A 25,846-nucleotide genomic window follows, 5' to 3' on the forward strand; every position below is an offset into this window, starting at 1 on the left:
AGGAAAAGGAAGCTGAAAGGCTTCCTTTTTTCATACACCTAGCTGCATTCTGAACTTGTTAGGTATGTGACTTATTTAGCGGAAAAAGAAGGAAAAATACGGCGATTGGTCTAGTTTTTAAAGAGTGATCTTAAATATAGGACTCTCTCCGCGTGGCCGAAGTATTTTTCTCATGTCAGCCGATTTTCGACAAAGACCTCCAGCACTGGGGGAGCGAACTGTTGTTTCGCGAAGGGCTGGAAAACAAATTCCCCTCCATTGATGAAGACACCGCCACTTCCCGTATTCTCAGTGCCAACTTTCTAGCGTGCGGCGGTAAAGCAGAAAACACCCGTTACATTGTCAGTTTCGGCGAATCGTCTTTGATGGATGAAATCCCGCTATCCATGCCACCTCAGCACTTAATCATCGCAGTAACCGACGAATGTTTACCGACACAAGAGATTGTCAGCAAGCTGCGTACCTATCGTACGGAAGGCTATCGTATTTTGATGGACGGCAAAGCGATGACCAACGAATGGCGCAACCACCTTGAGCTAGTGGATATATTCAGCATCAGTATGGAGCGCTCTAAGCCTTCCGAGTGGGAAGACGTGATTTCTCAGTTTTCGCAGCAGGTTTTTCTCGCTAGGAAAGTGGAAAAGCAAGATGAATTGGCAGCCGCTCAAGGGTGCGGCTTTGCGCTCTTTCAGGGATACTTCTTTGAGAAACCCCAAATTAAACGTTCTGAAGATATCGCTCCGTCTGTGATGTCATTGCTGGATGTGTGCATCATCATCAACCGTAACCCGGATGATATCGACACACTGACCAAAATCATTTCCAAAGATGTTTCGCTGCTTTACAAAGTGGTTGCCAGTGCCAACATTCTAGCGAAGACAAAAACCAATAAAATTTCCAACCCTCGTCAGGCTGTGGTTTATCTCGGTGTGCAAGCGCTGCGCCGCTTGGTCTCACTGCTGATCATGACGAACTTGAATCACCAACATGCGCACCAGTTGCAAAGTGCTTCGTTAACGCGTGCAACATTCCTGTCGATGTTGGACACCAACGTTCGGGGCTTTGACAGAGATGAGGCCTTTATTGTGGGCGCGTTTTCCATGTTGGATGTGATGTTGAGTAAGCCGATGGAAGATATTGTCGGGGAGCTGGACTTATCGAGCGAAGTGAAGCGTGCTTTGATTTCCAAAGAGGGTGTTTACGGACACTTCCTGTCACTTTGTCATGACATTGAACATGCCAATTGGAATGGTTTGGTGCATTGGTGCAACCAGCTCAAGCTCAATGACAAAGCGGTGTTGAAAGAATACGAACAGGCTCGCAGCAGTACCGCGGACATGACTTCCAGCATGCAGGTATGACCCTATGCTGATGATGCGAACGAAACTCGCGGTAATCCTGGTTGTTAGCGGCACACTGATCCTCAGTGTGTTCGGTATTTTTAACTACTACAAAACCCACGATCGCCTTTATGGCGAAATGGACTACGAACTCCAGTCAATCATCGCGCGATTGTCTTATCGGCTTCCCGCCCAGATGTGGAATTACGACTTTGATTCGGTGGCCAAAGATTTAGAGAGTGAATCTCTCTCCCGTTTTGTTTACCGCATTGAGGTGGTATCGAAAGACGACAATTTCCGACATATCACAAAGCCCAAGAGTGGGGAGTTCAGTAATGAGTTCCGCCTTCGCAGTATTCCGCTTATCTATGATGAGCTGAATGAAGAGACCAAAGTGGGCGACCTTATTATCTACGAAGATCCAAGGCCGATTGAAAGCACGCTGACATCGGAAATTGTCTCCGGTATTGCGCAGGTTTTCTTGTTAGACCTGATGATCATGTTCCTGATCTGGAAATATGCCCGTGCGATTAAAGAGATAGAGTCCAGTAAGAACTACCTCAATACTATTATTCACAGCTACAAAGATGGTCTTTTAGTCCTTGGTGAAGATCATGAAATCTCTACGCTGAATGAAGCAGCAAGACGGATGTTTGAGCTTGACGATGTGCCGCTGGAGAAAGTGACACTATCAAAAATTATCGCCAAAGTAGTACCTGATTCAAGGGCGTACTTTTCACAAGCTTTGTATGGTTTTAACACCAAGAGCCTGAATTACGAGTTAATCAGAAGTAACGATCGACAGATTGTTCAGGTACGTTCAAACAAAATCGAAGTGAACGAAAAGCCGCTCCAAGTGGCTATCATTCGAGACATCACCGAACAACATCTGGATAAAATCAAAGTCTCCAAAGGTGCTGAATTGTTCTCCGCAGTGAAGACCTTGCAGGATAAGTTCCTTATCAGCGATGACTTCCACAACAGCTTCCGTGAAGTGTTAAAAATCCTGCTAAAGATCGGCGAAAGTAATCACGGGATTATCGTAGAGCTCGATTACGAAGCACAAAACAACTATCGCGTGCTCGCTCAAACACGTTTGATCGCCAATGGCTATGTGTCGGAGGATTTTGTACGCAATGTTGTCACCCGTGTCATCGATACACAAAAAGGCGACAGAAGCCTGCAACTTGCAGGGCTGTCAGCTAACAATGGCAAGTTAATTATCAATTCTCTGAGTATGCCGCTGTTCCTTTCTAATCAACTGGTAGGTGTGGTTTGTCTATTTGATGAATCCACCAACTATGATGAGGATTTGGTGTCCTGGCTTGAACCTGTGTTGTCGAGCTTGAGCGCCATGGTGAACTTCGTTCGCCAGAAGAAACTCAATGACCTTATCTCCGAAGAAATGGTGCGCGCCAAAGAAGACGCGGAGCGCGCTAACGAGGCTAAAACCAATTTCCTTGCCATGATGAGCCATGAGATACGCACACCGATGAATGGTATTGTGGGGATGTCGAACCTTCTTAAAGAAACAGACCTTAGCCAGCAGCAGACTTACTTCGTCGATACCTTGGTTCATTCGTCCAATGCCTTACTTAACATCATCAATGACGTTCTCGATTTGACGAAAATCGAGGCGGGTAAGATGCGTCTGCTTGAACAAGAGTGTGAGCTAACAGATTTAGTTCATGACTCACTGGTGGTTTTCCATGCAAAAGCAGTCGAGAAGAGTTTGCGACTGCACTGTTTGATTGAACCAGACCTGCCGCGCTGGTTAATGCTTGATCCGGTGCGCTACACACAAATCATCCTTAATTTGGTTGGGAACGCGCTCAAGTTCACCAAGCATGGCTCGGTGATGGTTCACGTCAGCTTGGTCTTTGTTAATGGGCATGAACATATTCGCCTGGAAGTCAAAGATTCCGGCATAGGTATACCTGAAGAAAAACTGGGTAATATCTTTGAAAACTTCACACAAGTGGACAACTCCTATTCGCGCTCTTATCAGGGAACTGGGCTAGGATTGCCGGTTTGTCTCAAGTTGACTGAGCTAATGGGTGGCACCATCAATGTGGTCAGCAAAGAGGAGGTTGGCACAACGTTCACGGTTGATGTGCCGCTTACAGTAGTCGATGGACATACAGATACCTTGTTGGCCAAACTGACGCTTAAACCAGAAATAGAGAAGATGTCCGCATTGGTCGCCACGCAGGATGGACAGCTTTATTCCGTGTTGAATGCCTATCTGTCGAACGTCGGGATTGACGTTTCGCAGTGGTCGGGTGAGGTACCACCGGAGGAGGTGGTCTCGGAGTCAACGCTTCTGTTCATTGACGACAATATGATGAGTGAAATGCGACCGGCGATTAATCCAGCAGGTCACACCATCCTCATCAGCCACAGTGGCGTCGTTGATGAATTTGGCATGCCGTGCTTAATTAATCCGATTAATCCCGATGCCTTAATCCACGCACTTTCTGCTGATACACCGATTAATGCTGATGTACCGGAAGTAAAAGCTGATGCTGTAAGATTTGATGGCCTTAATGTGCTTATTGCCGAAGACCATTTGGTCAATCAAGATCTGATGGTGTTGGTTCTCAACAGCCTTGGTTGTCAGTCCACACTGGCTGACAATGGTCTAGAAGCGCTAGAGAAACATCGTGCTGACCCGTTCGACCTGATTCTAATGGATTGCCAAATGCCAGAAATGGATGGCTTTGAGGCAACACGCAATATCCGGGACTTCGATGAGAAAGTGCCGATTATCGCGGTTACGGCCAATGCACTTTCCGGTGACGCAGAGCGTTGCCTTGAGTCGGGCATGAATGCTCACTTGGCAAAACCCTTCACTAAGGAGCAACTGGTTAATCTGATGTTGCTCTACGTTTCGGCTGATAAAGCGTTTCCTGTCTCGAAAGGGTGGGAGCCTCAAATCCCACTTAAAGAAGAAGAGCTAGATGCCATCGTTGAGGCTCCTGTGCCAGCTGCGGGTTTGGAAGACTGCACTACCTTCGATTTAGACCAGCTTAAAGATCAAGTGGGAGACAGTGAAGAGATGCTTCTTCACATACTTACTAAGTATCTCACCACGCAACAGGCGGATATGGAAGCACTGCAGAATGCAATGACCTCTTCAGACCTTTCAGGAGTCAGAAAAATTGCACACAGAATGAAAGGGGCTGCTTCGATGATCGGGGCGAAAGATTTGGCTGAGCTGTGCCTTTCTATCGAAAAAGAACATGAAGAAGGACTCGATATTATCAAGGAGAAATACGAGCAACTTAATATGAAAACGGCCGCGATAAAGCGAGAAGTTGAGAGCTTGTCAGGAACCTAAGTCAAATCACGTATAGGCAGTTATGAAAGCACCAAGTTGCATTCATGGCTGCCTTCAGTCATCTCAATCCTCAGAATTTAAACAAAATTTCATCTCATTCACCTTCACACACATCCCAGATAGTTTAGAAATTGCTACTATTTTTTAAATACATAAATTTCTAGTCATATCATCAATGCTGCCAATGATTCCTTTGGCGACACAAAGCAAGGAGCGCGACCATGAAGAAAACGCTATCAATGGCGTTGGTCTCCCTTTACTTAACTGGTTGTAGTGAAGAGCCCCCAATCCCCGAACCTGAAGCTCGCCCCGCGAAACTTATGACTGTCGCCATTGGTGATAGTGATGTTGTTCGTGAGTTCCCAGGTACTGTAGAAGCCGATGATGAAGCCGTACTCGCGTTCCGTGTTGCGGGGGAGATTGTCGATATTCCTGTCGTAGCGGGACAGGATGTGGCTACAGGCGATGTTCTTGCTGAGTTGGATAAAGACGAATATAGCCTTCTGTTGCAGAAGGCCAAGGCAAGTTACCAACTCGCCAAGGTGCAATATGACCGTGCAGTCAAATTGAAGAAAACCAACGTCATCTCCGCGCAGGATTTTGATAAAGCAAAATCCAGTCTCAATGAAGCTCAGGCCGGATTAGATTTGGCGCAATCAAACTTTAATTACACCACCCTCAAAGCGCCTTACACCGGTACGATTTCTCTGCGAATGAAAGAGAGGAACGAGTTTGCCAATGCCATGGAGCCAGTCATGCATATCCAAACTAAGGATGTGATTAATGTGAGCTTCCAACTGCCGGAAAGACTGATTAGCTTCTTTGACCAAGAAAATGATTCTACTCATTCCAAGCCCCGTATTCGTTTTGACGCTTACCCAAATCAGGAGTTTGAGGCTGACTTCAAGGAAGTCGATACCGAAGCAGATGCGACATCTGCCTCTTATCGCATAACAGTTTCTTTGCCTCGGCCTGAGAATGTGAATGTTTTGCCGGGTATGGCGGCACAAGTCTTTACTTCTATCCCAGCGTCCAGCCACAACAAATTGCCAGAAACGGCTGTAGAAGCCAGTGATGCAGGCACCCATGTCTGGCGTGTTGCGGACAATGGAGAGGTTTCGCGCGTTCTGGTTGAATTGGGTGAAGATAACAAACTCGAAGCCGGGTTAAATAATGGTGATGTCATTGTGGTGAACGGTCTATCCAGTCTTGAAGAGGGCATGGTGGTGTTCCCGTGGGTTAAGGAGCGAGGACTGTAATATGAAAAATCCAATCGGCCTTACCGTGGCAATGACTGCGTTGGCGTTGTCTCTCTCGGGGTGTGGCAAAGCGCCGCAGTCCAAAGAAAAAGCACTCCTGAATGTTGATGTGGTGGAAATTGGTGACGACTCTCTGGGAAGTGAGCTGCATTTCCCAGCTATTGCCGCTGCAGCAGACAGAGCTGAACTTTCATTTCTTGTCGCTGGCGAGATCAATAAGATCAACGTAAAAGCAGGGGATATCGTTAAAAAAGATACCGTACTGGCGACCTTGGATCCGACAGACTACAAACTGCAGGTCGACAATGCCAAAGCGAGATTCGATGTGGTGGATAGCCAATATCGACGCTCAAAGCCGTTGGTAGACAAAGGCTTGCTGGCGAAATCCCAGTTTGACGAAATAGGCGCACAGCGAGCGATTGCTAAAGCTGAACTCGAATTGGCAAGACTTAAGCTTTCTTACACCGAGCTCAAAGCTCCTGTTGACGGCGTTATCAGCCGTGTTCCGGTTCAGCAATTCGAAAACGTGGGTATCGGGCAGAGTATTTTGAATATTCATGATGCTACCCAGGTTGATATCCGCATTCAGGTGCCGGATGTGCTGTTCTCCAAACATGGTGGTAAAACCCGTGAGGAAAACAACGCGACCATTCGTCCCCATGTCAGAACAGAAGATGGCAAAGAGTACCGTGCTTCAGTGAAAGAATTTACGGCACAGCCGGATCCTGAAACAGGCTCTTTCATGGTGACACTGACCATGCCAATGCCGGAAGACAAGTTCATTTTGGATGGCATGACAGTTGAAGTGGTGGTTGAAGAGCTTGGTCTATACAACGATAGGGCGAGCCAGGTTGAAATCCCGATGGAAACGGTCTTCAACGAAGATGGTGATGCGCTCGATCCTTCCAACAAGTTTGTGTGGGTCGTTGGTGCTGATAACACAGTTGAAAAACGCAAAGTGAAAGTGGGTGAACTAACGCCGACAGGCGTCTTGGTCACCAATGGCTTAAAACGGGGAGACAAAGTTGTCTCTGAAGGTGTGAACCGCCTTCGTGCCGGACAGTCAGTCAATATCGTTGCGAATAAGGAAATCAACTGATGAAACAGACCGTAGCCAGCTACTTTATCAACAACAAGATCATCAGTTGGATGCTGACGCTGATATTCCTTATTGGCGGCACCACTTCATTTTTTGGTCTTGGACGACTGGAAGATCCCGCTTTTACACTGAAAGATGCTCTTGTCATTACCAGCTACCCGGGAGCGACGCCTCAGCAGGTAGAAGAGGAAGTGACTTACCCGCTCGAGAAAGCCGTTCAACAATTGGTGTATGTCGACGAAGTAACGTCGATTTCTAGCCGTGGTTTATCGCAGATCACCGTGACCATGAAGAATAACTACGGTCCGGACGACTTACCACAGATATGGGATGAATTGCGCCGTAAGGTCAATGACGTTAGAAGCAGCCTGCCACCTGGCGTTGGTGACCCTCAGGTCATTGATGATTTCGGTGATGTATTTGGCGTATTGCTCGCCATTACAGGGGAGGGATATTCCTACAAGGAACTCTCTGACTATGTCGATTTTCTTCGCCGGGATTTGGAACTGGTGGATGGCGTCGGCAAGGTTCAGGTAACAGGTACCCAGCAAGAGCAAGTGTTCATTGAGATGTCGATGAGAAGGCTTTCAAATCTGGGTATTTCACCCGATACCCTTGATAGTTTGCTGGCGACGCAGAACATCGTCTCCAGTGCTGGCGCTTTGCGTCACGGGGACGAATACCTTCGCATTCACCCCACGGGTGAGTTCGAAAGTGTTGAAGAACTCGGTAACCTTATCCTCAATGAAGCGGGTTCCCAGGAACTTATCTACCTGAAAGACGTGGCGGACATTAAGCGCGGTTATCAGGAAGTACCCACCAATGTCTTAATGTACAACGGTCAACAGGCACTGCACCTTGGCGTGTCGTTTGCCGACGGCGTTAACGTTGTGGAAGTGGGCGAACGTCTGGAACGACGATTGGCCGAATTAAAAGAGAACCAACCCATCGGCATAGATATAGGGGTGGTTTACGCGCAGCCAGTGGAAGTCGATACATCAGTTAAGGGCTTTGTGGTGTCGTTGGGCCAGGCTGTGGCGATTGTTATCATCGTCCTTCTTTTCTTCATGGGTTTGCGCTCAGGTCTGCTGATTGGTTTGATTCTGCTGCTTACCGTGCTCGGTACGTTCATTTTCATGAAGTACTTCGCTATCGACCTTCAGCGTATCTCTCTTGGTGCTTTGGTTATCGCTCTAGGTATGTTGGTCGACAACGCCATAGTGGTGGTGGAAGGGATACTCATAGGCTTGAAAAAAGGGCGAACGAGGATAGAGGCGGCGTCTGATATCGTCACACAAACAAAGTGGCCGCTATTGGGCGCGACAGTGATTGCAGTAACAGCGTTCGCGCCAATTGGTTTGTCAGATGACTCTACTGGTGAGTACTGTGGCACCTTGTTCACTGTGCTGTTGATCTCATTGATGCTGAGTTGGTTTACCGCAATTACTTTGACGCCATTTTTTGCCAGCTTGTTCTTTAAAGAAGAGAACGTGGAAGACGGTAAAGCCGTGGAAGACCCCTACAACGGAATGTTGTTTGTGGTTTACAAAAAGTTCTTGGATATCTGCATGAAGCGCGCTTACCTAACCATGATCATTCTGGTGGGAGCCCTGGTGGCAGCGCTATATGGCTTCACTCTGTTGAAGCAGTCTTTCTTCCCATCTTCTACCACGCCAATGTTTATGGTCGATGTTTGGATGCCGGAAGGAACCGATATCCGCGCGACAGAAGAAACACTGATTGAGTTGGAGTCATGGATTCTTGAACAACCCAATGTCGAATATGTAAACACCAGTTCTGGTAAGGGTGTTCAACGTTTTATGTTGACCTATGCGCCGGAGAAAAGTTACTCGGCTTATGGTGAAGTGATTATTCGAGTGAAAGATTACGAATCAGTGGTGCCAACCATGGCGTCGATTCGGGAGCATATTGATGCGGACTTCCCGAATATCCAATACAAGCTGAAGCGTATTGAGTTGGGGCCATCATCCGGGTCGAAAATTGAAGCCCGTATTGTAGGTGCGGATCCAACGATTCTTCGTACGATTGCGGCTCAGGTTACTGACATCCTGAATGCAGATCCGGATGCAGTAAATGTGCGTCATGACTGGCGTGAACGGACCAAGATTCTCGAGCCACAATTCAACGAAAGTCAGGCGCGTCGCTACGGCATTACCAAAAGAGACGTTGATGAACTGCTGATGATGACGTTCTCGGGTCTGAATGTCGGCGTTTATCGTGATGGCACGACATTGATGCCGATCGTGACACGTTTGCCAGAGCAAGAGCGCGTTGATGTGAAGACCATTGAAGGAATGAAGATTTGGAGCCCAGTGCTGAAAGATTACATTCCGTTGCAGCAAGTGATTTTGGGGTATGACCTGATTTGGGAAGATCCACTCATCATGCGTGAAAACCGTAAACGTACTCTGACGGTATTGGCAGATCCAGATCCGCTTCAGGATGAGGTGACAGCGGCGACACTGCAAAAACGTATTCAGCCTCTGGTTGAAGCCATTGAACTGCCAAAAGGTTATTACATCGAGTGGGGCGGTGAATATGAATCTTCCGGCGAAGCGCAGGAAAGTCTGTTCACCACTATGCCAATGGGTTACCTGTTCATGTTCTTGGTCACTGTGGTGCTGTTTAACTCGGTGAAAGATTCGTTGATTGTCTGGCTGACAGTGCCGTTGGCGGTCATTGGTGTTACCACAGGTTTGTTATTGCTGGATACGCCATTCGGCTTTATGGCATTGCTGGGTTTCTTGAGTCTATCCGGCATGTTGATCAAAAACGGTATCGTCTTGATTGACCAAATCAATATTGAAATGGAGAGCGGGAAAGACCATTACAATGCGATTGTTGATGCCGCGGTGAGCCGTGTTCGTCCAGTGTGTATGGCGGCAATCACTACGGTACTTGGCATGCTGCCTCTGTTGCCTGATGTTTTCTTCAAACCGATGGCTGTTACCATCATGTTCGGTTTGGGGTTTGCAACGGTGTTGACCTTGATTGTGGTGCCGGTGCTGTACCGGATCTTCTACAAGATAAAATATCATCCTGCTTAACCCTGAATTTTACCGAAAAAATGCCTGCGTAACGCAGGCATTTTTCATTTGAAAATAGTGCTAAAAATCACACAGAAAAAATTTATTTCATTTGTTTGTAATTACTTGTCATATAAATAATTATATAAAAACAATGTGTTACGGTTATATTTCGCTTGTGGATAACGGAATTTTTATCCACAAAAACAGTTGATAAGTCGGTAGATTTCTCTTCCAAAACCTTACTAAAAGCGGCCTCTGGGAAAGTCAATACCTCATCTGTTTCAATGACGAAATGGATAATTCTGGGTTGCAGAATTTCAACCTTTTACTAAGTGCATCTCATGATTATGTAGAACAGAAAAAGCCCGCCAAATGATCTTCTGGCGGGGTTTAACTGATTGATATATCAATGATGTGTCAGGGCTAAGTCTGCTCTGCTTCTGTGGAGTGACGAGGAATCCGCTCGAAGGTTTGCTTGAGCGCCATGTAGCCCAATACAGAGGCCAGAAACGAGCCGATAAATATGGCAATACGTGACAAATCAACCAGCGCATGATTGTCTGTCCCCGGGAACGCCAGAGTAGTGATGAATATGGACATCGTAAAGCCGATACCGCAAAGAATCGAAGCCGCCATGATGTGGGCAAAATGAAGCCCTTTGGGCAGGCTGGCAATACCTATCCTAATCGAGATAAAGCAGGCCAACGAGATACCGATGGGTTTGCCGAGCAATAAGCCAAGGGTAATACCCAGCGGTAAGGGTTCTAGCAAAAGACCAAGGCTAAAGTTATCCAGCGGAACACCCGAATTAGCAAAAGCGAAGGCTGGTAGTATCAAATAACTACTCCAAGGATGTATACCGTGTTCAAGATAACGGAGAGGGCTGCGGACGCGATGGTGCTTAATACGAAGTGGAATAGCAAAACCCAGTATGACACCGGCAACTGTAGCGTGAACGCCTGATTTCAACACCGCTACCCATAACACTGCACCGACCAGCAAATATCCTGTTAAGCGGGCGACGCCTTTTGCATTCATGTAAAAGAGGGTTGCGCTGGCAAGCACGGCAATGGATAGGGCAATAACAGACAAATCGCTACTAAAGAAAAGGGCAATAATAATCACCGCCCCCAAGTCATCGATTACCGCCAGTGCTAAGAGGAATACCTTCAAACTGACAGGAGATTGCTTTCCGAATAATGCCAATACACCGAGCGTAAATGCGATGTCCGTTGCGGCTGGAATTGCCCAACCTTGCATGGCTTGTGAATCTTCGTAGTTAAAAACGGCAAAAAATAAAATAGGTACAATCATACCTCCTATGGCTGCCGCCACGGGAAACATAGCTCGGGACCGGGTTCTGAGTGCACCTTGAATCAGTTCCCGTTTCACTTCCAAACCGATTAAAAGGAAAAAAATGGCCATCAGGCCATCATTAATCCAAAGCAGAAGATTCTTTTCGATATCCAACGATCCCACTTTGAAATGTATCGGTGTATCAAGAAGTGCGAGGTAGAAAGGAGCGAGGGGTGAGTTTGCGATGATTAACGCCAAAAATGCGGAGGCAATCAGGATGATACCGGGCGCTGTATCGAGCTGAAAAAAATCGACTAGCTTTTTATTCAAAACGCTTCTCCCGATATCTTTTAATACTACTTAAGTCTAATGAGTAAAAAGAGAAAAGGGCAAAAACTGCCCTTGGGAAACGTAGGAAAATTGTGATGGAAGCTAGACAGATCGACCTTTAATGCAAAAGATTGCTTATTTGATTACCCAACTGCTTTTACAGAAAGTGTTAGATCAAAGATTGCCATGGGTTCGTCACCATGCAATGAAGGACATGTTGCGGTGATGCGAACGGGTTGGTTGACGCGCTCGCCGGTCTCCAAGGTTTGATCCAGCATGTCGTCGATTAATTGGCCATCATTGCAGGTGAAAATCACATCTGCTTCCGGGCGTTTCAGAAATTCCCCCGTCACAGCTTTGAAAGCCAGTGAAATTTTCTTTCCACGAGATTCTGCTTTGCTCATCGCCATGAAGCCACCGGCGACGTCAGCACCCACCGCAAGTGTGCCGAAATACATGCTGTTGAGATGATTCTTGGTTTTTCGCTTGAGCGGAATACGGATTTGAACTTGCTCTTCGTTCAATACCAAGATTTTGGGCCGGCAGTACCAAATCAGAGGAACTTTGAAGAAGCCAAACAGCTTAAGCATGCGGTTGGCGTGGGCGAGAGTCTGTTTCATGCTTCGTCCTTGAAGAGGAAAGATGCAATCACCCTAATTTTCAACTGGTCGGATGTCAATGTTAAGCCACTGTTAATGAGTGCTCTATGTGATCAGTCCCAGTAATTGTGCACGGCAAAACGCAACGATGGTTTTGCTGTCCTGAATTTCATTTTCAGCGATGAGTCGTTTCACTTCATCGACTGAAAAATGCACTACCTCAATGACTTCATCTTCATCCATCTGCGCCTCACAATCAGACAACTGCTTGGCAACGAACAGGTACTGGGTTTCATTGCAAAAGCCAGGGGCGGGCAAGGATTCGCCTATAGCATGCCACTCTTCGGCTTTTAGCTGAGCTTCTTCGGCTAGTTCTCGTTGGGCGCAATATTGTGGGGATTCCGAAGATTCGAGAGTGCCAGCAGGAAATTCATAGATCCAGCGACGTATTGAAGGGCGATACTGATGAATCATGACCAGTTTGCCGTCATTGGCAACAGGCAGGATTAGCACGGCACCTGGATGCTCAAGGGTTATGTGATTGGTAACAAGACCATTTGGCAGCGTGTGTTCGCTCTCTTCAAGAGAGAATCTTTTCCAGGCAAAGAGTTGTTTCGGTTGGTTCATAGGTGAAAATTCCATTGAAGTGCTGTCGACTACGCTAACTGCAATACCGTGAAAGGCAGACGATTGGTTGATTAGGCAGCTTAAAAATGTGATCCACCACAATAAAAACTGCGGCAATTTACAGAAGTATGGTAGAATCCGCGCCAATTTTGTGGGAGTTGAGAAAGCCAAGTGGGCTCAGTAACTCTCTGTATAGATGATAATTCTGGAGTATTACCTTGCAATTTGAAGACCTGGGTTTAGATAAACGCCTACTTAAAACGATGGAACTATGGGGATTTAGCACCCCGACTGATGTGCAGGCTTCTGCCATTCCTGTCGTTTGCGCAGGCAAAGATCTGCTGGCGTCGTCTAAAACCGGATCAGGTAAAACCCTGGCTTTTCTCCTGCCTGCACTGCAACGCGTTATGCGCAGCAAAGCATTTAGCCGTTCTGGCCCACGTGTTGTCGTTCTTGCACCAACCCGTGAATTGGCAAAACAGGTTTACGGCGAACTGCGTAAGCTTCTGGCTGGCACCCAATACAAGTGCATGTTGATCCTGGGCGGCGAAAACTTTAATGACCAGGCGAAAGAATTCCGCAAAGATCCTGCGTTCATCGTTGCTACACCGGGCCGCCTTGCAGACCACTTGGAGCACCGTCATTTGACGCTTGAAGGTCTGGAATTGCTCATTCTGGATGAAGCAGACCGTATGTTAGACCTGGGTTTTGCTCCGCAACTCGAAGCGATGAATAACGCGGCCAACCATCGCCGCCGCCAAACGCTGATGTTCTCTGCAACTCTGGATCACCAGCAAGTTAACGAGATTGCTGCTGACATGCTCAAAGAGCCAAAGCGCGTTGCAATTGGCTTTGTGAATGAAGAGCACAAAGACATCGAACAACGTCTTTTCCTTTGTGACCATCTTGACCACAAACAAGCTTTGCTTGACAGAGTCATGGAAGAAGAGCAATACCAGCAGATGATGATCTTCACCGCGACCCGAGCGGATACAGATCGTTTGGCTAAAGTGTTCGCTGACCGTGGTATTAAAGCCGTTGCTCTGAGCGGTGATCTGAGCCAAAGTGCGCGTAATCGTATCATGAATGAATTCGAGCGCGGTCTTCATAAAGTAATGGTGACCACTGATGTCGCTTCCCGTGGTTTGGATATTTCAAACGTATCTCACGTCGTGAACTTTGACATGCCAAAACATGCTGAAGAATATGTTCACCGTATCGGCCGTACCGGTCGAGCAGGTAACAAAGGCATTGCGATTTCTTTCGTAGGTCCTAAAGACTGGAACAGCTTCAAGAGCATTGAAGGTTTCCTTGACAAGCGCATGAGCTTCGTGACTTTCGAAGGTCTGGAAGGCAAGTTCAAAGGCCTGGCACCGAAGAAAAAGAAAACCTTTAGCAAGAAGCCACAGCACAAGAAGAAAACCAATAAGCCTTCAGAGAAGAAAGCGGCGTCACCTAAGAAGCGCAACAAGAGCTTCTATCAAGGTGTGGCTGTTGGTGAACAAGTATTTGCTGTTAAGAAGAAAAAACCTGCGGAAGAATAATCAGATTCTGCTTCAAAAAAGCGCCTTTCATTGGCGCTTTTTTTCTATATTCTCGGTCTATTAAATTTCGTATATCCAGATGTCACGGATTCTGTTTTAACGGGATGTTTGGATAGTTAAGTAACAGTATAAATACAGGGAAATTAAATGAATTCGATTCAGATAAACGGCAAAAATATGTCGTACTTGGATGTTGGTGAAGGTCCAGTTGTACTGTTTGGCCACAGTTATTTGTGGGACAGCGAAATGTGGCGCCCACAGATTGATGCGTTAAGCCAAAATTATCGTTGTATTGTTCCTGATCTTTGGGCTCATGGTCAGTCGGATGCAGCGCCGGAAAGTACCACTTCGCTGATTCACTATGCTGATGACATTTTGGTATTGATGGACAAGTTGGATATTGAGCAGTTTGCGATAGTGGGTCTATCTGTTGGCGGTATGTGGGGCGCTGAGTTAGCGCTAAAAGTACCAGCACGTGTAAGTGCATTGGTATTGATGGACACATTCATTGGTTATGAGCCTGAAGTAGCGAAAGCTAAATACTTCGGTATGTTCGATACCATTGAGCAAATGGGCTTCATTCCGCCACCAATGATTGATGCGATTACGCCTTTGTTTTTCGCCAATGATGCGGAAACGGCCAATCCAAAATTGGTCGCCGATTTCAGGGAAAAGCTAGCAAATCTGAAAGATGAAGAGGCGAGAAACGTTGTTAGGGTAGGCCGTATGGTCTTTGACCGCAGAGATACCTTTGACGATATCGAAAAACTGACTTTGCCGACACTTATCATGGTCGGTGCCGAAGACAAACCGCGTCCGCCGCTTGAATCTATGTTGATGCATGATGCGATTGATGGCAGCGAATACACCGTCATTCCAAAGGCTGGCCACATTAGCAATCTTGAGCAAGACGTATTTGTTACCGAAGCATTGAGCAAATTTCTTTCAAGCCAGCTTTAACCCTGATTAAAGCAATGATAAAGCCGCAGTTTGCGGCTTTTTTTATGATGCTTTTCTATCAAAACTCATCGGATCTGTTTAGGTAGTGAGACAGATCGAACGATCGTTTGATTCAACGGCAAACCCTCATTGTTAAGGAAATGTGAATCCTTATACTGCACCAAAAGAAAGCGCTTTCTTTGAATTATTAGTGCATACACCATAAGGAGTTTGGGTTTGAAGAAGTACTGCCGTTTGCTGTTTGTGACGTTAGCAACTCTAGTTCTTGCTGCCTGTGGGGGCGGAGGTGGAGGAGATACCGACTCCGGCACGCAACTTTATACCCTGACTGTGAATGTCACAGACAACTCCCGTGCTCCATTGAGCGATGCGACAGTGAGTGTCGATAGCAAAAGCGCTCAAACGAATGCTTCTGGTGTTGCAGAGTTCTCACTCGCCAGCGGCACTTACAGTGTGTCTGTTCAAAAAAGTGGCTTCGAAACCTCTCAGTTAACAGCGACGATAGGGAGTGTTGCCCAAACGTTGGATGTCAGCATGGCATCAACCCAGACAGTGACGGAACCAGGAAATAGCGGTAATAGCACTGACAACACCGAGGCAGGTGGCACAGAAACAGGCGCTGGTGAAGGAAATGGTTCTGGTGGCTCTGAAGGGAGTGGAAACGAATCTCAAGGCAATGCTATTGGTTATGTATTCCATTCTGAGTTTGATGCGTCATTCGAATTTGAACACAAAGCTAGTCCTTGGGAATCGCACGCGACGATCGAACTAAATCCACCAGATAGCGTCTATAGTCGAAGCGTGAAGGTGACAAGTGGTTACAACTGGGGACCATTTGCAGTGGCTGCATGGGGAAATGAGGACGTTAACTCAGTTGATGCATCAAATTTTAATCTATTGAAATTTAAATATAAATCAAACTTTGCAACACAGGTTGAAGTGTCTATTCAGGGTGTAAATCACACTGAGTCAAAAGTGGTTTACTCGCTTGGTACTGCGGTCGCTTTGGATAACGATTGGCATGAAATGGAAGTGCCATTCCCTGGGTTTGACGACCTGACTTGGATCGGTTTGATGTTTGCTGGTGATGGCTCTATTGAAATTGCCGATGTATATCTTGAGGGAGCACCAAGAGAAGTACTTGTCACTCAGTATGGTGCAGGAAACATCGCTAACACCTTTAATCCAAACGGATACATATGTATTAACAACAAAGTCAAGAATGCAGGCGTAGTTGATCCAAATGTCGCGTTTTGTAACGATTTGAGCTCACTGAAACATCTTTCTCCCCAAGTTGTCCCTGACTTAAAGTCAAAACCAATTCCTACACACAAATGGTGGGGCTCCGTCTCTTTCTTGGGAGAGATGAGAATTGGCGATTCATCAGATCCCGGACACATTACACCAGACCCAATTGCGGCGCGCCTGTCAGAGCGAGGTGTTCGTATTATGGGTATTCCAAATGCTCTTAGGGTAGATGATAAGGTCTTTGAATCCAAAATCGCAGATCCACTTGCTGAGGTACATGATGGCATTGCAATCGCTAACAGTAAACATTCGAACATGCAGGCTTATCTGAAGAGTCATAGTGACGGTGCTATGTCTGCTGAGTGGTGGTCAGGTTCAACGCCAGTCATGGAGGCCACTTTTGTCCATGGTTCCCCTTATGTGTATTTCAAATCTTATGATGGCGACTTTCTAATTAAAACCCACGCACCAGATGGCTCTGAAAAAGGCGTATTCTTCCAGAGTGAACAATCACTGGGTGTTTGGACTGATGTTTCTGAAAGCAGAAACAGCTTCTTGATTGTTGGAGAGGGTAATACCACTTTCAGTAACACCTCCGGTAATCTCATTACAGTTAGCAACGCATCAAAAGAATTGACAGTGGCTTTGTTACCTTCAACGGGCATACCGAGCAGTGCTGAATCATCTTATTTTGAAAGTCTTGCTCGCCAAGTGGTCAAGGACGTAGAAATTAGTTACTCAGTGAATCACACAAGCAATGAAGTGACAGTTTCACACACTTATCTTGATGCCAGTGGCAGTCCAATCGAGACCCTTGCAGGTATGCAGCCTCTGCATTGGAAAAACAGTAATGAAATGCCAACTCAATACAGCGTGCGAAGTACTCGTGGTATTACAAAGTTCGCTCAAACTAATGGCTTTAGTTACACACTGCCGTTTGTAGGTGTGTTGCCCTATTTACCGAACGTTTCTGATCTTGACCTAAACACTTTACGGTCTTTAGTCAATGAATATATGAGTGGTGGTAAATCGGCATGGAACCCTTACACAGATACCTACTGGTCTGGTAAGAGTTATGGTAAAGCTGCGGAAATTATTGCCATCGCCCGAGATATCGGTATGACATCAGAAGCCGCCAGCTTAACCGCTTGGTTGAAGGGTGAGTTGGAGGATTGGTTTAAAGCAGATACGACCGGCGATCTTGATACGAAAAAGTATTTCGTCTACGACGAAAATTGGACAACTTTGCTGGGTGTAGAAGAGTCCTTTTTTGCTCATACAGAGCTCAACGACCACCATTTTCATTATGGTTATTTTGTCCGAGCGGCAGCTGAAATATGCCGTACAGACAAATCATGGTGTGGCGAGGATAAATACGGACCGATGGTTGACCTTCTTATCCGCGACTACGCAGCGAGTAAAGGCGATGACATGTTCCCTTATTTGCGCAACTTCGACCCAGCCAATGGTTTCTCATGGGCGTCCGGGCAAGCGAACTTTGCATTGGGTAACAACAATGAGTCAACGTCGGAAGCCGCAAACTCTTACGGTGCCATCATCCTTTATGGGTTGATTAAAGGTGACCAAGAGCTGGTAGACAAAGGCATCTATCTACACGCTTCGTCAGCCGCGACGTATTGGGAATATTGGAACAACCTTGATGGTTACCGAAATGCCTCGCCGTCTTACCCAGATCTAGGCGACAGCTATGATAACTTCCCGGATAACTACAACTATATCACCACTTCCATTATTTGGGGGCGCGGTGCTTCATTCTCCACTTGGTTTAGTCCGGCATACGCACATATTTTAGGAATTCAAGGATTACCTCTAAATCCGCTGGTATTTCATATTGGATTACATGCTGACTACATGAAAGATTATGTCGAGTTGGGTTTGACAGAATCTTCAAACCGTAAACCTTCTGGTTTGCTGGATGGCCACTGGCGAGATATTTGGTGGAACCTTTGGGCGATGACAGATGCTGACGCATCTATCGCAGATTATGAAACCGTAGGCTCCAACTACATTCCGGAAGAGGGGGAATCAAAAGCCCATACCTACCATTGGATATACAACTGGCAGGCGTTGGGACAACTAGAAACCGGAACGGGCGAATTGACAGCAGATTACCCAGCGGCTGTTGCCTTTAAGAACGGTAATACAATGACATATCTTGTCTACAACTATGATGATGTAGCCAAGACCGTGCGATTCAGTGATGGAACAACGCTGAACGTACAAGCAAACAGTTTTGGCACCTTGGTGAAGTAAAGACGCGATTAAGTAGTTAGCAGAATTATCATATCCAAGCACCTTCAGGATGTTTGGGTATTTACCAATGTGTCGTTGACCACTGCCACTGGTTATTAGCGATACGATTGATACGCGCTCAACGGGGGAGACCTCGTTGAGTTTTTTTATTTGTGGCAGGGCCTACAAAACAGAAAGCCGGTTGTAATTTTTAAGCGAGTTTTCATATCTGTGTACGAACGGAAAACTTAGAACAGAAACAGAGAAAGGAAAACGACAATGAAAAAATACGCAGTGGCTGCGGTGGCTTCAATGATGGTGGCATTTTCAGTACATGCTGATAACGGATTGATAAAAATACAAAGTGCGCATTCTGTTGCTCAAACGGCGGATAATATTGAAGGTTTTTTGAAGGAAAAAGGACTCACCCAGTTTGCACGCATTAATCATGCTGCTAACGCCGAGAAAGTGGGTTTGGAACTACGCCCTACAGAAGTGATCATCTTTGGTAATCCAAAGGTTGGCACTCCTCTGATGCAATGTGCGCAAAGCGTGGCAATTGATTTGCCACAAAAAATGCTGATAAGCCAAGACGCGGAAAACAATGTTTGGCTAACCTACAACGATCCAATGTATTTGAAAGAGCGCCATAACATGGAAGGTTGTGAAAAGGTGCTGGAGAAAGTGTCTAAAGTACTTGGTGCAATCAGCAAAACCGCGACGAAATAACCCAAGGCTCAAGCAGTCGGGGTGCCTGCATCCCGCCTGTGTTTAACCTATATCTTTAACCTCGCATTGGTTTTAACTTCCCTCACAACGAAGAAAGTCCTTGCCTGCCTGACGCCAGGTAGTGCAATGAGATTCTTGGCAAGTAGATGGTGATAGTCTTCCATATCCTTCACGCGGATCCTTAGCAAATAATCGAAATCACCGGCAACCAAGTCGCAGTCTAGGATCGCTTCTATGCCTTCCACTGCGTGTTCAAATTCAGCAATAGCCTCTGGCGTAGAGCGGTCCAGTACTATCCCAACAATCACCAATGTTCCAAAGCCCAAACGTTTTGGGTCCACCATCGCTCTGACATCTTTGATATAGCCTTCATCAAACAGTCGCTGCGTGCGGCGATGGCAGGTGGCAGCGCTAACATTGACCTGTTGGGCGATTTCAGCGTTAGTAAAGCGTCCGTTCTCTTGCAGCATTCGCAGGATTTTTAAGTCAATGCGATCGAGCATGTCGCTGGAAATATCTTTCATAAAACTCTCTGTCAATGAATTATAAATTCATAAAAATCGCTAAAAATTAGTGTTGATTGGAATATAGACCTTCAATTAGAAAGCACATTTCAAATTCTTGTTGTTACGATTTTCAGATAGAGGGCAAAGCGGTTGCTTCTCGTTTTCTTTGAAGGATGAATTGTATGCAAGGAAATCAAACGCAAGGTTTAACTGATGCCGATCCTATCGAAACACAGGAGTGGATCGATTCATTGCTAAGCGTCCAATCATCACAAGGGAATGAGCGAGCCTCGTTTCTTATCAAGAAGCTCGAAGAGCAAGCAAGAATGGAAGGGATGGGAACGAGCGAAAAACCGTTCTCCGCCTATCGAAATACTATACCTGTCGAGCGACAAGGCGTTTATCCCGGTGACTTAGAGATTGAAAATCGACTCACTGCAATCATGCGCTGGAATGCTCTGGCGATGGTTGCTAAAGCGAATGAAGCCTATGGCGGGTTGGGCGGGCATATAGCCAGTTATGCTTCGGCCGCAGAGATTTTTGAACTGGGATTTAATCATTTCTTTCGCTCACGTACTGATGATTTTGGGGGCGATCTCGTTTACTACCAGCCTCATTCCGCGCCGGGGATTTATGCCCGTGCCTATCTAGAAGGTAGGTTAACCAAAGCGCAGTTGAGTAAATATCGTCAGGAAGTTGCTGGTGGTGGCCTCAGCTCTTATCCGCACCCGTGGCTGATGCCAGACTTCTGGCAATTTCCAACTGGCTCGATGGGAATTGGCCCACTTAATGCGGTTTATCAAGCGCGCTATATGCGCTATGCGCGAGCAAGAAACCTGTTGAATACAGAAGATCGACATGTATGGGGAGTCTTCGGTGATGGTGAGATGGATGAACCTGAATCCATAGCGGGACTTACATTAGCAGCGCGAGAAGGATTGGATAATTTAACCTTTATCGTTAACTGCAATTTGCAGCGGCTTGATGGGCCGGTAAGGGGGAATGGGCAAGTTATTCAAGAGTTAGAGTCTCTATTTATCGGTGCTGGCTGGAATGTCATTAAGGTGCTTTGGGGATCGGAATGGGATGATATCTTCGCTCGGGACAAAGAAAACATTTTGCTTCAACGCTTCGCTAACACAACGGATGGTGAGTACCAAAATCTTGGCGCAAAAGACGGAGACTACAATCGAGAAAGCTTCTTCAACACCGATCCGCGGAGTGCGGCGTTAGTCGCGCATTGGTCAGATGCTGAAATCAATAATCTCAAGCGAGGAGGCCATGATTTTAGAAAGCTATACGCGGCTTTTCATGCAGCCAGAAAACACAAAGGCCAACCCACGGTAATTCTTGCTAAAACCAAAAAAGGATTTGGTATGGGAAGCGCTGGGGAATCAAGGATGATAGCGCACCAAGCTAAGTCTCTCGACCTCGAAGGGCTATTTCAGTTCCGTGAGCGTTTTAAGCTGCCTATACCTGATCAGGATATTGAGTCCCTGAATATCTTCACCCCAGCTTCCGACAGTGAAGAAATCCAATATCTTCATGCACGACGGAGAGCGCTAGGTGGCTATATGCCAAAGCGAGTCAGAACTGCGCCGCAGAAAACCTTAGTCTCTGTTCCTGATATAACCAGCTATGCCAAATTTGCTATGGAAGCTGACGGCAAAGAGATGTCGACGATAATGGCAGCCGTCCGCATGATGAGTGGATTGTTGAAAGTGCCGGAATTCGGGCCCCGTGTTGTTCCTATTGTCGCGGATGAGGCGAGAACTTTTGGCATGAATGGTTTGTTTCGGCAAATCGGGATTTATTCTCCTGATGGCCAACAGTACGAGCCTGAAGATGCTGGCTCTATGCTTTACTACAACGAATCGAAAAATGGTCAATTACTTGAAGAGGGAATAACAGAAGCTGGTGCGATCTCTTCCTGGGCCGCCGTCGCTACGTCATATTCGATTCACGGTTTGCCGATGTTGCCGATCTATATCTATTACTCAATGTTTGGCTTTCAGCGTGTGGGTGATTTGATTTGGGCTGCTGCCGACCAGCGCGCCAGAGGTTTTTTATTTGGTGCAACGGCAGGGCGGACGACCCTATCAGGAGAGGGGTTGCAGCATCAGGATGGGTCTAGCCAACTGATAGCCTCCACCATTCCTAACTGCAAAAGTTTTGATCCGGCATTTGCCTGCGAACTGGCGGTAATTATTGATCATGGTGCCAAGCGAATGATGGAGCAACAGCACGACGAGTTCTATTACATCACCTTGATGAACGAAAACTATCCTCATCCTTCCTTACAAACGGAGTATCAAACTGACATCATCAAAGGTCTTCATCGACTCGAAACCTATTCTGAAATTGATGCGGTGATTAATCTTGTTGGCGCAGGAACCATCATGATGGAAGTGATTTATGCTTCCGAGTTTTTGAAGGAGGAGTTTGGTATTAAGGCTGCTGTGTTTAGCGCCACGAGCTTTTCTGAACTGGCAAGAGAGGCGGAATCCAAAGAGAGAAACAGAAGAAGGAACCCGAGTTCGCCTCAAGAAAAATCTCACCTACAAAAGATGCTGGGTACAGTGCAACCCACAATCTTTGCAACTGACTATGTTCGTGCAGTTCCTCAGATGGTGATTCAGTATCTTCCTCAACATTGTGTGGCACTGGGGACTGATGGTTTTGGCCGAAGTGATCAACGCAAAGATCTGCGTGCATTTTTCGAAGTTGATCGCTACAACATTATTCTTGCAACCATTGACGTTTTGGTTCAACAAGGAGTACTGGAAGTCAGCGCTCAAGAAGTGGCGATACGGGCGTTTGAATTTGATAAAGACAAGCCCGCGCCTTGGCTTGAATGACAGTCTGACATCTCCCACAACCAAATCCATCTCAGCATTTGCCCACAATTCAATCGGTGAGTGCTGAGGTGTGAACCACATCTCCTGCAATAACCTGATTAGTCAGTAAAACCGCAGTATTCCTATCCGCAATATGCCATTCTGTAAGACGTCTTTTGATGAATTGATAAGCAATGATTTTGGACTCGCGTTAACAAACCGCATAATCCTGACTTTATTAGAAAGAGGTGTCTGAAAATTCATCACTATACTGGTTTCACTCAAAGTGAACTGGAGATGAAGTGATGAGCCAACATGGAATTTCAATCGGCCTGGAAAGGGTCGAAAGCGATGTGTATCTCTCCATCAAAGCGATGGGAAAATTGACGCATGAAGATTATCAGCAATTGGTGCCGATGCTGAATGCAGCCCTAGAGCAAGTCGAACACCCAACGGTGAATGTTTTCTTTGATGCGACAGAATTTAAAGGTTGGGAACTTCGCGCAGCATGGGACGATTTTAAGCTTGGGCTTCGCCATGGTTCGAGCTTTGCCAAAGTCGCACTTTATGGCACGCATGAATGGCAAGAGTGGGCTGCAAAAGTAGGAAGCTGGTTTATCAGTGGAGAAGTGAAAACTTTCACAGAATATGATGAAGCAATGGCATGGTTGCTGGACTAATAACAAACAGATGAGAGATACATGGAACTAGTGGTACCCGCGCTTGAGTTTGAAAAAGCGTTTAATACGTTTTTCGACGATTTCGCCCACAATGACGTGGAGAATTCGGCGTATTACCAGGAAGGTAAAACGCAATTCAAGCGCTATGTTCAGAGGCTGCTTGATGAATCCGAGGGTCTCAACCTCCAGAATGGTTATGTTCCTTGTAGCCATTTTTGGCTAATGGATAGCGAGCAAAATATCCTTGGTGCTATCCGCGTTCGACATCACATAGACAATGATTTCCTTGCGTTGGAATGTGGCCACATTGGGTATGATATCGCGCCGTCACATCGCCGGAAGGGCCATGGCACCACCATGTTAAAGCTTGCCTTGCCACGGGCAAAATCACTCGGCATATCCAAAGTCCTGATTACGGCTGATGAAGATAATCTGGCGTCTCAAAAAGTCATTCAAGCCAATGGTGGCAAGTATGAGAATACAATTGTTGGGAAAGTGAACAACTGGCCAATTGCTCGCTATTGGGTGGAATGCGAATGACAGTTTCGCTTAAGCCTATTGATATCAGAGAGCGGCATGTTCTGGAGAATCTGTTTGCTTACTATGTGTATGAGTTTTCGAAACCTCTAGGACTAAGCCTTGATAGTGACGGTAAATACGCCTTCAAGTCCGAAACCCTTAATCCGTATTGGCTTCGTGATGATCACCATCCGTATTTCATTCTGTCTGATGGTGAACTAGCTGGCTTTGTGCTGGTTCGTCGTTATCCACCCAACATTGCTGTGTGGGACATTGACCAGTTCTTTGTCTTACACAAGTTTGCAGGCAAAGGAGTAGGTAAAAAGGCGTTATCAGCGGTGTTGAATAAGCGACTTGGGGATTGGCAAATCCGCATTCTAAAGGAAAATGTTGCGGTGCTTGGCTTCTGGCAGTCAGCGGTCGAAGCGCTGGTGGAAGGGGACTATTCGCTAGGCTTGGAAGTGGACATCGATTTAGAAATGTATTTCATTCATTTTACCTATCCGGGAGTCATGGAAATACAAGAAACTTGAGCCGGAAATAAGACGAAAAACAGAATCCTTTTTGAGTTAAGGGGATTCGCAATCCAGCGATGTTATGCTTGGTGAAAAATCAGATAGCTAAAACTTATGAATACAAGTATTACGGTCATATCAGGCTTACTCACCGCGTTTTTTCTGTTTGCCAGTTCGATAAAGATCCTGGGTTGGCAGAAGATGATCTTTGAAACCCAACTGGCTTTCTTTGAGAAGTACGGGCTTAACCGAACCATCATGTTATTGATGGGTATTGTTGAGCTGTTTGGTGCAATTGCCCTTTGGGGGCCAGACTATGTTGGTGTTGCGGGTGCTCTGGCTTTGTTTGGTACATCTGCAGGGGCGATTGCGTGCCACCTTTGGTTTGATACATGGAAAGATGGGATACCAGCCATGGTTACTCTAACGCTTTCCGGGGTCGTTATTTATAGTAAAGCCATCGTGATTGGATTCTAGTCAGTGCTATTCGAGTGCTTGTTTGGCAATACTCTTCAATGTCTCGTTACGAAATTCCCTTTATCTAGTGAAACTGTTTGCACTAAGATGCTAATGCAAACTATCCCAACGTAGGCGGATTAATATGAAAAAGATGATTGTTTCAGCGGCTATTGTTTTCGCGCTGGCAGGTTGTGAAGAGGCCAACGAGGCGATTGATAAAGCTCAGGAAGCGGCAAACAGCGCAGTAGATAGCATTCAAGATAAAGTCGACGCCGTTGATTTGAGCGAACTGAATCTGGATTCGCTGGAAAACGCGACCGCGTACGCCAAAGAGTTTACTGAGTCGATGGAAGAAGCGCTCACCGCTGATTTGACGAACGCGGATGTCGTAGCGGACGTTCAGGAAAAAGTGGCGAACTCCTACGCGTGTTTGGTTGATGCCACTTCTGAAAGTACAGCAGATAAATTGCTCAACAAGTTCATGTCAGCGATTGGTAGTGAAGACACCCAATCTTTGATTGAGAAAGGTGTTGAGAAAGCCAAAGCGGCAAAAGAGTGTGTGATGTAACCGCAATGGCGTTGCACGAGACAACTAAGGCTGACTTTGCGTCAGCCTTTTTTAATAATAAATGCATATAGATTCATATTTAAAATCA

General features: G+C 46.3%; 19 protein-coding genes. 15 read left to right on the forward strand and 4 right to left on the reverse strand.

Features of this window, described 5'->3' with window-relative positions; translation table 11 throughout:
* Positions 1-152 precede the first annotated feature (152 nt).
* From GCE9029_RS14340 to GCE9029_RS14360, 5 genes are all read left to right on the forward strand, one after another.
* On the forward strand, positions 153-1,361 hold the full coding sequence (locus GCE9029_RS14340) for an EAL and HDOD domain-containing protein (protein ID WP_062664077.1): 1,209 nt from the start codon (positions 153-155) through the stop codon (positions 1,359-1,361).
* A gap of 4 nt (positions 1,362-1,365) precedes the next feature.
* A complete protein-coding gene (locus GCE9029_RS14345) occupies positions 1,366-4,680 on the forward strand; it encodes an ATP-binding protein (RefSeq protein WP_062664079.1) in 3,315 nt (1,104 codons plus the stop codon).
* Between the two features lie 221 nt (positions 4,681-4,901).
* A complete protein-coding gene (locus tag GCE9029_RS14350) occupies positions 4,902-5,939 on the forward strand; it encodes an efflux RND transporter periplasmic adaptor subunit (protein ID WP_062664081.1) in 1,038 nt (345 codons plus the stop codon).
* 1 nt (position 5,940) lies between these two features.
* Positions 5,941-7,038, forward strand: a complete 1,098-nt coding sequence (locus GCE9029_RS14355; protein WP_062664083.1) for an efflux RND transporter periplasmic adaptor subunit — start codon at positions 5,941-5,943, stop codon at positions 7,036-7,038.
* Positions 7,038-10,106, forward strand: coding sequence for an efflux RND transporter permease subunit (locus tag GCE9029_RS14360; RefSeq protein WP_062664085.1), 3,069 nt, complete (start codon positions 7,038-7,040; stop codon positions 10,104-10,106). Before GCE9029_RS14355 ends, GCE9029_RS14360 begins: the two co-directional genes overlap by 1 nt.
* A gap of 405 nt (positions 10,107-10,511) precedes the next feature.
* On the opposite strand, the gene nhaA is transcribed toward GCE9029_RS14360, so the two are convergent.
* The 3 genes from nhaA to GCE9029_RS14375 all read right to left on the reverse strand — a co-directional run bounded on the left by nhaA (position 10,512) and on the right by GCE9029_RS14375 (position 12,940).
* Positions 10,512-11,714 (reverse strand): Na+/H+ antiporter NhaA, encoded by a 1,203-nt coding sequence (gene nhaA, locus GCE9029_RS14365; protein WP_062664087.1) that lies wholly within the window; start codon positions 11,712-11,714, stop codon positions 10,512-10,514.
* A gap of 143 nt (positions 11,715-11,857) precedes the next feature.
* Positions 11,858-12,334 carry a PaaI family thioesterase gene (locus tag GCE9029_RS14370; RefSeq protein WP_062664089.1) on the reverse strand — a complete coding sequence of 159 codons (477 nt, stop codon included), beginning with the start codon at positions 12,332-12,334 and terminating at the stop codon, positions 11,858-11,860.
* An 84-nt stretch (positions 12,335-12,418) separates the two neighbouring features.
* Positions 12,419-12,940: an NUDIX hydrolase gene (locus GCE9029_RS14375; protein WP_062664091.1), complete on the reverse strand. Its 522-nt coding sequence runs from the start codon at positions 12,938-12,940 to the stop codon at positions 12,419-12,421.
* 218 nt (positions 12,941-13,158) lie between these two features.
* Here GCE9029_RS14375 and GCE9029_RS14380 point away from each other — a divergent pair, with 218 nt between their 5' ends.
* The 4 genes from GCE9029_RS14380 to GCE9029_RS14395 all read left to right on the forward strand — a co-directional run bounded on the left by GCE9029_RS14380 (position 13,159) and on the right by GCE9029_RS14395 (position 19,674).
* Positions 13,159-14,484: a DEAD/DEAH box helicase gene (locus tag GCE9029_RS14380; protein WP_062664093.1), complete on the forward strand. Its 1,326-nt coding sequence runs from the start codon at positions 13,159-13,161 to the stop codon at positions 14,482-14,484.
* A 147-nt stretch (positions 14,485-14,631) separates the two neighbouring features.
* Complete coding sequence (locus tag GCE9029_RS14385) at positions 14,632-15,444, forward strand: alpha/beta fold hydrolase (RefSeq protein WP_062664094.1); 813 nt, start codon at positions 14,632-14,634, stop codon at positions 15,442-15,444.
* A 216-nt stretch (positions 15,445-15,660) separates the two neighbouring features.
* Entirely contained in the window at positions 15,661-18,966 is a 3,306-nt protein-coding gene (locus GCE9029_RS14390) for a glycosyl hydrolase (protein ID WP_062664096.1), read from the forward strand.
* Positions 18,967-19,224: 258 nt separating this feature from the next.
* Positions 19,225-19,674, forward strand: a complete 450-nt coding sequence (locus tag GCE9029_RS14395; protein ID WP_062664098.1) for a DUF302 domain-containing protein — start codon at positions 19,225-19,227, stop codon at positions 19,672-19,674.
* A gap of 47 nt (positions 19,675-19,721) precedes the next feature.
* Here the strand turns inward: GCE9029_RS14395 and GCE9029_RS14400 are convergent, their stop codons facing one another.
* On the reverse strand, positions 19,722-20,198 hold the full coding sequence (locus tag GCE9029_RS14400) for an Lrp/AsnC family transcriptional regulator (protein ID WP_062664100.1): 477 nt from the start codon (positions 20,196-20,198) through the stop codon (positions 19,722-19,724).
* A gap of 164 nt (positions 20,199-20,362) precedes the next feature.
* Here GCE9029_RS14400 and mdeB point away from each other — a divergent pair, with 164 nt between their 5' ends.
* From mdeB to GCE9029_RS14430, 6 genes are all read left to right on the forward strand, one after another.
* Positions 20,363-23,038 (forward strand): alpha-ketoglutarate dehydrogenase, encoded by a 2,676-nt coding sequence (gene mdeB, locus GCE9029_RS14405; protein WP_062664102.1) that lies wholly within the window; start codon positions 20,363-20,365, stop codon positions 23,036-23,038.
* A gap of 284 nt (positions 23,039-23,322) precedes the next feature.
* Positions 23,323-23,697 carry a SpoIIAA family protein gene (locus GCE9029_RS14410; RefSeq protein ID WP_062664104.1) on the forward strand — a complete coding sequence of 125 codons (375 nt, stop codon included), beginning with the start codon at positions 23,323-23,325 and terminating at the stop codon, positions 23,695-23,697.
* 21 nt (positions 23,698-23,718) lie between these two features.
* Positions 23,719-24,237, forward strand: coding sequence for a GNAT family N-acetyltransferase (locus GCE9029_RS14415; protein WP_062664106.1), 519 nt, complete (start codon positions 23,719-23,721; stop codon positions 24,235-24,237).
* On the forward strand, positions 24,234-24,749 hold the full coding sequence (locus GCE9029_RS14420) for a GNAT family N-acetyltransferase (RefSeq protein ID WP_062664108.1): 516 nt from the start codon (positions 24,234-24,236) through the stop codon (positions 24,747-24,749). The genes GCE9029_RS14415 and GCE9029_RS14420 overlap by 4 nt, the downstream gene beginning before the upstream one ends.
* A 96-nt stretch (positions 24,750-24,845) precedes the next feature.
* The gene (locus tag GCE9029_RS14425; RefSeq protein WP_062664109.1) at positions 24,846-25,208 is read left to right on the forward strand and encodes a DoxX family protein; all 363 of its coding nucleotides are present in this window, start codon (positions 24,846-24,848) and stop codon (positions 25,206-25,208) included.
* Positions 25,209-25,332: 124 nt separating this feature from the next.
* Positions 25,333-25,758: a hypothetical protein gene (locus GCE9029_RS14430; RefSeq protein ID WP_062664111.1), complete on the forward strand. Its 426-nt coding sequence runs from the start codon at positions 25,333-25,335 to the stop codon at positions 25,756-25,758.
* Positions 25,759-25,846: the final 88 nt, after the last annotated feature.

This window comes from Grimontia celer, from assembly GCF_900055185.1.
In the GTDB taxonomy this organism is placed as follows: Bacteria; Pseudomonadota; Gammaproteobacteria; order Enterobacterales; family Vibrionaceae; genus Enterovibrio; species Enterovibrio celer.